Raw genomic sequence first — 6,334 nt, 5'->3', positions numbered from 1 at the left:
TTCTCTATTCTCTATTCTCTATATTCTATTTCCTCTCCAACATGACAAATATCATTTTTTTATAAAGCTTCTCAGGTTACTTTTGGAACTTAAAAGTACACCATCATGTCAATTTCTTTAATTCAAAAATACAATGTTCCTGGTCCGAGATACACAAGTTATCCAACGGTTCCATATTGGGAAGAAGACTTATTTTCAATTGACCAATGGAAAACAACTTTCATAAAATCATTCAACGAATCTAATACTGAAGAAGGTATAAGTTTATATATTCATTTGCCATTTTGCGAAAGCATGTGCACTTTTTGTGGTTGCAACAAACGAATTACAAAGAATCACGAAGTTGAAAATCCGTATATTTTAGCTGTTTTAAAAGAATGGAATTTGTATTGCGACTTATTACCAAATAAACCCATTATCAAAGAAATTCATCTTGGTGGTGGAACACCTACTTTCTTCGCATCAGAAAATTTAGAAGCTTTAATTAACGGAATTTTCACACGAGCCATCAAAGCCAAGGAACACGAATTCAGCTTTGAAGGCCATCCAAATAACACTACAAGAAGACATTTGCAATCGCTTTATGATTTAGGATTTAGAAGAGTTAGTTTTGGTGTGCAAGATTATTCTCTAAAAGTTCAAACGGCGATTCATAGAATACAACCCTTTCACAATGTGGCGAAAGTTACTTTTTGGGCAAAAGAAATTGGCTATACTTCTATAGGTCACGATTTGATTTTCGGACTACCATTTCAAACTTTGGATGATGTAATTGATACCATAGATAAAACCAAATCACTTTCACCTGATCGATTGGCTTTTTATAGTTATGCTCATGTGCCGTGGATAAAAGGTAACGGACAACGCGGATTTAAAAGCGAAGATTTGCCCAAAGATGATGAAAAACGTCAGCTTTATGAAGCAGGAAAAAATCGATTATCGCAGAATAATTATCATGAAATTGGGATGGATCATTTTGCTTTAGAAACCGACAGCATGTACGATTCATTTCAAAAAGGAAATTTGCATCGTAATTTTATGGGTTACACATCATCCAAAACGCAATTGATGATTGGACTTGGCGTTTCTTCAATTAGTGATAGTTGGTACAGTTTTGCTCAAAATGAAAAAACTATCGAAGACTATTACAAAAGATTAGATGCTAATGAATTGCCTGTTTTTCGCGGTCATATTCTAACTGATGAAGATTTAATTATCAGAAAACACATTCTAAATTTGATGTGTCAATTTGAAACTTCTTGGAAAAACGATAATGACTTTTTCCCAGAATTACCCGAAATCATCAACCAACTTCACGAAATGGAAAACGATGGTTTGGTAAAAATATCAAGTCAATCAATACAAGTTACAGAAAAAGGAAAACCATTTGTGAGAAACATTTGCATGGCATTTGACTTGCGATTAAAACGAAATCTTCCACAAACCGAATTGTTTTCGATGACGGTTTAATTTTTACACAAATTGCACGAATTTGCACGAATTAATATTAACACAGATTGCACTAATTTTCACAAATTAAATTACTTTATAAACTGCTCTAACATTGGACAATTATATTGTTGGTACGTTTTTGTATTCTTATAAATAGTAAGGAAATTTTTGATTTCAATTCCTGCAATAAATGGCTTCGGATTTTCTTCATAGGGCTTTGCGAAGGAATAATGTTTGGTTAAATCACATTCAAAAATCATTAAACTTGCCATTGCTTTTATCTCTTTATTTTTAGCTAATTGCAAAACTTTTTGATAATATTGTCTTGCCATTTCAAGATTGTAAAAATTTCCATTTTGAAATTTTACTTCTTGATCTACTCTATTGCCACCAAAAACAAAATCTGCATAGCCATATTCACCTGATGACAAGCCGTATGTTGTCATCATCCAAGCATTTCCAACAGATGAAACATTATAGTATGCATGTGCCAATTTCAAATTACTTTCGGCAGTATTTTGTTTTTTCAATTTGATTAAAGTCGCAACAAAATCAGCTTTATTGAATTTATAATCATACTTTCTTTCCTTAGTTCCATAAACTAAAACCTTTGGGATGAATGGATTTTCATTCAAATAACTTTTAAATTCATACGTTTTTTCGTAGAACTCTTTTGGGATTTCATCGAAGGTTTTTTGAGCTAATTCAAGATTATTATTTCTAAAAGCAAGCGTTCCTTTTACATCTTTGTAAGCATTTATATCTTGATAAGTCGTGCCCGAACAAATATACTTTTCAAAAGGTGTTTTGTCTTCTTTTTGAATCAATGCAATCAAATTATCAATGTCTTTTTCCTTGGCAAAACGCTCGAAATATCCAATATAATAATAGTAGTATTGGTTAGAATAATAGTCATAATATCCATCAAAATTATCTGAATTTGTCTTTTTATTTTCAGATTTTAAGAACAATAAACCAGCAGTTGCAGCATCGTTTTTATCAAAATATTGTTTACTTGCTATGCGATATAACGAATACATACTTTTAAAAAGTGTAGCATCATTTTCAACAATATCTTCGATAGCAATGAAACTTTCGAATAGAATCTGTTTCGTTTTTTCATCCGAAATATCTCCTTGTTTTAATGCAATTAAAGCTAATTGAATGTGCTTTTGAAGTTGAATACTTGCATTAGCATTGGATGAAATTTTATCTGAATATTGTTTACCCAAATCAATTTCGTCGTTAATAAAACACAATTGTGCAATGGCCGTATTGTAAAAATCTTTTTGCTCACCAACTGCTTGAAATTGAATTGAAATTAGATATCCTTTCAACTCATTTAAGTAAGCATAATCCTTAATTTCGTTTTCTTTTTTGGCTTTCTCGTAATCTAAATACCAATCACTAGTTTCAAATACAACCGAAGGTGCACCTTGAGTATATTTTGGAGTAAAAATCCAATCTTCTAATTTGTTAATTTCTCTTCCAACAAGAAAACTAAAATATTCACTTTGTGGAATTAATTGTTGAATTTCCTTCAAATCTTTTAAAGCTGGCGCAGGATTTCTCATGCATTTCAATGCCAAAATTATTCCTTTTTCAAAATCATTTTTAGCATATTTTAATGTTTCTTCAATGATTTTATCATCAAAATTTAGCATTACTGCAAATGCTTTTTCATCGCACGAAACAAAAACTTTACTTAAATAATAATTACGTAACGCTTGATCTTCGATAGACATAGCAAAATAATGCATCGCCCAAGGATTTAAAATTGAATTGTCTTTTGAAGTAAAATATTTTTGATACAATTCTTCAATTTCTTTTGAAGTTCCGTTGTTATAGAAATCATATCGCAACAATAAAAAAGCATATCTTTTAATTAGAAAAGCATCTTTGGTAGATTGTAATTTCTTCTTGAAATTTGAAATTACCGCTTTTGCTTTAGGAGTTTCGTCATAATAATTGGTTTGAATTTCATCCCAAGATTCCCATTTATTTCCTCCTAAATTGTTGTATTCTATTTTTTTAGCTAATGAAATATATTCGAAAAACAATTTGTTCTTTGGCAAAACCAATGCTTCAATAAAGGAATTGTCTTTAAATACATTTTGCAAAACTTTAGATTTAGAAGCATTTTCAAACTTTTCAGATTCGGTATTATAAAGAATTTCGTAAATGTCATCAACCGAAATTTGGCTTCCGAGTTTGGCTTGCCATTCTTTACAATTTCTAATTTGATCGGCATTTTTTCCTTCTTTTACCGACATATAATAATCGGCAGAATAGCAAAATGGTCGTAATTTTACATTGTTTATTCGTTCTGCACGAAATAACGCCAAACGAGTAGTTTCGGCAGATTCACTCCATCCACAAGCAAAAACTTGGATGCTAAATAACAGCAAAAAAGCACTAAAAACTTTCATAATACTTGGATATATTTTGAACTCCATAATCGTTTATGTATTTTTTATCGAATGAAAAGAAGGTCACTTTGGTATCGTTTGAAATCTTGACTTTATCGGTAATTATTTCAATCATATTTTCAATTTCATCATCCGAAATTTTTTCAATTTTTATCTCATCACCATTTCTTGCATAAAACTTACCTATTTGAATGTCATCTTGCAAAGTGTATTTATTGTCGTCTGTTTTCTTGAAAATTGTTGGACTTTTTTCAAATTCTTGATAATCGGAAATGACACCTTTAAATTCGCCACCACGAAATAAAACGGACCAACTAAACAAAGGCAAAGCAATGTCTAATTCTAATGGATATTTATAATGTGTAATATAATCAGCCAATTCGTCACTTGTTCCGATGGAGTTTTTGGTTTTATATTCGGTTGGATTTGTCATGTTGTAACACATTAAAAGTCCTTTATCGACCGGAGGAACTCCTGCTTTTTCATAATATCTATATTGCCAAAGTCGAATGGTAGAAGCAATTTTATAGTTTGAAAATTTTGATTTCAATTTTTCTAACAAATAAAAATAATTCTCTTTAGATGATTCGGTCCAATCGCAATCAAAAAGAAGTTCTTGAATGTCTTTCTCGAATTTTGGTTTTTCAGCTATTATTATGGAATCTGTGCTTAATCTCGATTGAAAAGCATTTCCTTTTTGCCTTTCATAATCTGCATCTGCAATTTTGTATGCTAAAGCACTCGCTTTTTCAGTTTGATATTTATCAATGATTTTTTTTATGCGAATTGCCATTCGTTCCGATAAAACATCCAATTGAGGCTTTGAAGAATTTAAAAGAACATCATTGGTAATAAAAATACTTGGTGTAATTTTTAAACTATCTGTAATTCTAATATTACCAATGGTTGCCACAGGTTGCGCTTCTTCTGCATACGGATTCCAATCGACATCAAAAAAGCGCACATACATGTGTTTTAGATTCATTTGTTTGGCAAGCGAATCTTCCTCTTGACCAAAATAAGTATCAGTTTTCCAATAACAAAAAGACTTGATAACATCGTACTTTTTATCTTTTTTACAAGACAAAAATGAAAGTACAACTAATGAAAACAGTAAGATTTTTTTCATTTAAAAATAACGTTTTTATACACAACGAAATTAGTATAAAACTAGTATCAATGTTAAAAATAAATAAATTATTTCAAATAAAATCAACCTAAAATATAATATGGGTTTGCTTACCTTTGCAAAAAAATACTTCATGTCAAATATTTATTTAGGATATCATTTTACTGTAGAGCCGAAAGAACTTGGTTCAGAAATACTAATTGCTGAACTAGGCGAAAAACCATTTGAAAGCTTCATAGAAACCGAAACGGGATTCAGTGCTTTCATCCAAAAAGACCTTTGGACAGAAGATGTTCTGGACGATATTTACATTTTAACATCGCCAGAATTCACCATTTCTTACACTATCGAAGAAATAGATCAAGTAAACTGGAACGAAGAATGGGAAAAGAATTTTGAAGCCATCGACGTTGACGGAAAATGCCATGTTCGCGCGCCATTTCATCCAAAAACAGATGCCGAATTTGATATTGTAATCGAACCAAAAATGAGTTTTGGAACTGGTCATCACGAAACTACTCACATGATGATTCAACATTTATTAGAAACCAATGTAGAAGGAATGAAAACCTTAGATATGGGTTGCGGAACAGCAATTTTAGCCATTCTTGCCGAAATGAAAGGCGCCAAACCAATCGACGCAATTGATATTGATAATTGGTGTTACTTAAATTCAATTGAAAACGCCGAACGTAATAATTGCAAAGAAATCACTGTTTATGAAGGCGATGCTTCACTCCTAGTTGATAAAAAATACGACTTAATAATTGCCAACATCAACCGTAATATTTTGCTAAACGACATGCAAGCGTATGTTGATTGTTTGAATCCAAATGCAACTATTTTATTTAGTGGTTTCTACACCGAAGACATTCCGTTTATTGATGCATCGTGTACCGAAAAAGGTTTGACTTTTGTTAAAAAATTCGAAAGAAACAATTGGGTTTCCTTGAAGTATGTAAAAAATAATTAATTTTGCACCATCAAAAAAAATTAGAATAAAGAATTAAAGATGAGTACGATAGAAAAAGTTCAAGAAGAAGTTTTAGTCGACGAACAAGTAGGAATTAACAACGAGATAATTCTGTTCAACGATGATGTAAATACTTTTGATCACGTTATAGAAACACTAATAAAAGTCTGCAAACACGAACCTTTACAAGCAGAACAATGTGCCATATTAGTGCATTACAAAGGAAAATGTTCGGTAAAAAACGGAAGTATTGAAGAACTCACACCGTATTGCTCGGCACTTTTAGATGCTGGCTTAAGCGCAGAAATACAATAAAAAAAATCCCGATTTTAGACTGCACCCAAAAGTTTA

Annotated in this window: 5 protein-coding genes; 3 read left to right on the top strand and 2 right to left on the bottom strand. The window is 31.2% G+C overall.

Going from position 1 to position 6,334, the window contains the following annotated elements; genetic code table 11:
• The first annotated feature begins 105 nt into the window (after positions 1–105).
• A complete protein-coding gene (gene hemN / locus DIU01_RS09075; protein WP_290833687.1) occupies positions 106–1,470 on the top strand; it encodes an oxygen-independent coproporphyrinogen III oxidase in 1,365 nt (454 codons plus the stop codon).
• Positions 1,471–1,541: 71 nt separating this feature from the next.
• Here hemN and DIU01_RS09070 read toward each other — a convergent pair whose 3' ends face one another.
• A complete protein-coding gene (locus tag DIU01_RS09070) occupies positions 1,542–3,908 on the bottom strand; it encodes a hypothetical protein (RefSeq protein ID WP_290833685.1) in 2,367 nt (788 codons plus the stop codon).
• A complete protein-coding gene (locus DIU01_RS09065; RefSeq protein ID WP_290833682.1) occupies positions 3,868–5,010 on the bottom strand; it encodes a hypothetical protein in 1,143 nt (380 codons plus the stop codon). The genes DIU01_RS09070 and DIU01_RS09065 overlap by 41 nt, the downstream gene beginning before the upstream one ends.
• Before the next feature lie 133 nt (positions 5,011–5,143).
• Here DIU01_RS09065 and prmA point away from each other — a divergent pair, with 133 nt between their 5' ends.
• A complete protein-coding gene (gene prmA, locus DIU01_RS09060; protein WP_290833680.1) occupies positions 5,144–5,983 on the top strand; it encodes a 50S ribosomal protein L11 methyltransferase in 840 nt (279 codons plus the stop codon).
• 39 nt (positions 5,984–6,022) lie between these two features.
• Positions 6,023–6,298 (top strand): ATP-dependent Clp protease adaptor ClpS, encoded by a 276-nt coding sequence (locus DIU01_RS09055; RefSeq protein ID WP_290833678.1) that lies wholly within the window; start codon positions 6,023–6,025, stop codon positions 6,296–6,298.
• The last annotated feature ends 36 nt before the right edge of the window (positions 6,299–6,334 follow it).

The organism is Flavobacterium sp., from assembly GCF_003525665.1.
Taxonomy (GTDB): domain Bacteria; phylum Bacteroidota; class Bacteroidia; order Flavobacteriales; family Flavobacteriaceae; genus Flavobacterium.
Note: the sequence above shows the minus strand (reverse complement) of the source record. Positions and strands in the feature narration are given on the sequence as shown.

Excerpts from the sequence above, each read along its gene's own strand:
- hemN (WP_290833687.1), top strand. The coding sequence starts at position 106 with ATGTCAATTTCTTTAATTCAAAAATACAATGTTCCTGGTCCGAGATAC.
- DIU01_RS09070 (WP_290833685.1), bottom strand. The coding sequence starts at position 3,908 with ATGGAGTTCAAAATATATCCAAGTATTATGAAAGTTTTTAGTGCTTTT.
- DIU01_RS09065 (WP_290833682.1), bottom strand. The coding sequence starts at position 5,010 with ATGAAAAAAATCTTACTGTTTTCATTAGTTGTACTTTCATTTTTGTCT.
- prmA (WP_290833680.1), top strand. The coding sequence starts at position 5,144 with ATGTCAAATATTTATTTAGGATATCATTTTACTGTAGAGCCGAAAGAA.
- DIU01_RS09055 (WP_290833678.1), top strand. The coding sequence starts at position 6,023 with ATGAGTACGATAGAAAAAGTTCAAGAAGAAGTTTTAGTCGACGAACAA.